Here is a 2,409-nt window from a genome sequence, read left to right as displayed (position 1 = left end):
GCCGCGAGTAGCAGCCCCTCGCGGAGCTGGACCAGTTTGCCGCGCAGCTCCCGCTCGACCTGCAGGCGTACGGCCCCGCGGTCCACCACCACGCCTTCCAGCGGGTCCGCGCCGTGCAGCACCTCGTGGGCGTCCTGCATGTCCGCGACCTCGATGGCGAACGCGTCTGCCGCCCGCTGCCATTCCCCCCAGCTCATGACGAGCGGCGCCGTATTGCCGGCGCGCGCCCAGCGCCGGGCGAGCGGCGAAGCGCGCAGCAACACACCCCCGTCCACGCGCTCGAACAGCACGAGCACGTTAATGTCACTCACGCCCGGCGCCGCCTCGCCCCGCGCCACCGAGCCGTAGAGCAGCACACTGCGCAGCCCGGGGCCGAACCTGTCGGCCAGTGCGCGCGTCAGCGAGCTCGCGGATTTCCGTGGGTCCGCTATCGTTCCCCTCCTTACCAGCTCCGGCCCGCGCCGCCGCCGCCAAATCCGCCGCCGCCGCCGAACCCGCCAAAGCCTCCGCCACGGCCGCCGAACCCGCCAAAGCCGCCAAGGCCGCCACCGAAGCCGCCCCAGCCACCGCGGTGCCGACCTCCCATCGGAAAGGGCACAATGAAGGGCAGGCCACGCCGCCGCCGCCGGCTTCCGCCACCGAGCATGAGGATGATGAAGATCAGGAGAAGAAACAGGATCCAGGATAGCGAACCCTCCCTGCCCTGCTCTGGTGGCACGCTGGCGACGGCCTCTCCCGTCAGCTCGAAACCGAAACGCTCGGCGAATGCTGCGGCCAGCGCGCCCACCCCGTGGAGGATCCCGGTGCCGTAATCGCCCTCGCGGAACCGGGGTAGCATATGGTCGTCCGCGATCCGCCCGGCCTCCGCAGCAGTCAGGAACGTCGAAGTGCCCAGCCCAGTTTCGATCTTGACATGCCCCCGGCCATCAGGGGAGGTCTCCTTCGGAACGACCAGCACTACAGCCCCCGTGTTGCGGCCGGGGTCGCCCGGCTCCCCCTTCCGCCCGACCTTCCACTGCCGGCCGATCTCGAGCGCCACCTCGTCCCGCGTGCGGCCGGCCAGCGAGGCCAGGGTGACGACCACGATCTCGCCGCCAGACTTCGCCTGCACCTCCTCGACGATCCGGGCGATCTGGGCCTCCCTTTCCGCCGGGATCACGTCCGCGAAATCGTTGACATAGCCCACCGGATCCGGGAGCCGGAGCTGCGCGTGGGCCGCGGACGACCACGGAAGCAGCAAAAGCGCGGGCAGCAGTGCAGCCGGCCTTACGCCCCTCAGCGGCACGCGTGCAGCGTCACTATCCTTCATTCTGGTCCAATTCGTCTGAAGTTCCGCCTGGCGCTGAAGCGACCCATTTGCGAATGAAGGATTGGAGGCCCTGCTCCGGCGCCTAACGGCCCGATGCATAGCAGAATAGCCGCAAGGCAGCAAGAGCCGCGATCCTGGCGCCGTGCTGTCAGGCCGAACATCCTATCCAGCCGGCGCCGGGTAAGAAAACCGGGCCGTCCTCTCGAGGGAGGAGGGCCCGGAGCGCCCCCGGCAGGACTCGAACCTGCGCCAGACGCGGTTTAGGAAACCGCCGCTCTATCCACCTGAGCTACGGGGGCTTACCCTCGAAAGTTAACCGAATCCGGGGCCGCTATCAACCGGAGTCGTAGCGCAGAACGGAGTGCACGGGTACGCCGGCGAGCCTGCCGCGGCCGCCCAGGAAGGCGAGCTCGACAATGAATGCGGCGGCGACGATCTGTCCGCCCAGCTTGCTCACCAGTCGCGCGGTAGCGGCGGCCGTGCCACCCGTCGCCAGGACGTCGTCTACAATCAGCACGCGCTGGCCAGGCCGGATCGCGTCCACATGGGCTTCCAGCGCATCGGAGCCGTACTCGAGCTCGTAGTCCACACGCAGGGTGCGAAAAGGCAGCTTGCCCGGCTTGCGCACGGGCACAAAGCCGCACCCCAGCTCGAGCGCGAGTGGTGCGGCGAAGATGAAGCCGCGCGACTCGATGCCCACCACCTGCTCGATGCTTTGCTCTGCGAACTCTGCTGCCAGCCCCTCCACGACCTCGGGGAACAGCCTGGCATCCGAGAGCAGCGGCGTAATGTCCTTGAACATGATTCCCGGCTGCGGGAAATCCGGGATGTCACGGATGCGCGAGCGAATGCGTTCGATCAGCCCGGGATTGTCCAGCGTTCCCATGACTCACTGCACTCGACGGTGCACGTTTTCCGGGCAAAAAGTGAACGGCCGGGAGTAGGACGGGCCATAATACCCGCCACACCCCGGCCCGGAAAGAACCTCGCTGCTGACCCTGCTATTGCGGGACGGCCGCCGATCCGCCCACCGGGAAGTACATGTGCGCGCCCAGGATCAACCTCACGTTGCTGACTCCGCCGCCTAGCTCGGTGGCGGC

General features: G+C 68.2%; 3 protein-coding genes and 1 tRNA gene. All 4 read right to left on the bottom strand.

Annotation, left to right across the window (positions count from 1 at the left end):
• The coding region (locus HY703_13220; GenBank protein MBI4546152.1) for a nucleotidyltransferase domain-containing protein at positions 1–476 on the bottom strand (476 nt) is incomplete at its 3' end.
• Entirely contained in the window at positions 443–1,309 is an 867-nt protein-coding gene (locus HY703_13215) for a TPM domain-containing protein (GenBank protein ID MBI4546151.1), read from the bottom strand. The genes HY703_13220 and HY703_13215, both read right to left, overlap by 34 nt.
• Before the next feature lie 223 nt (positions 1,310–1,532).
• Positions 1,533–1,608 (bottom strand) — tRNA-Arg (locus HY703_13210).
• Positions 1,609–1,643: 35 nt separating this feature from the next.
• Complete coding sequence (locus HY703_13205) at positions 1,644–2,171, bottom strand: adenine phosphoribosyltransferase (GenBank protein ID MBI4546150.1); 528 nt, start codon at positions 2,169–2,171, stop codon at positions 1,644–1,646.
• Positions 2,172–2,409: the final 238 nt, after the last annotated feature.

It is taken from the genome of Gemmatimonadota bacterium, assembly GCA_016209965.1.
In the GTDB taxonomy this organism is placed as follows: Bacteria; Gemmatimonadota; Gemmatimonadetes; order Longimicrobiales; family RSA9; genus JACQVE01.
Note: the sequence above shows the minus strand (reverse complement) of the source record. Positions and strands in the feature narration are given on the sequence as shown.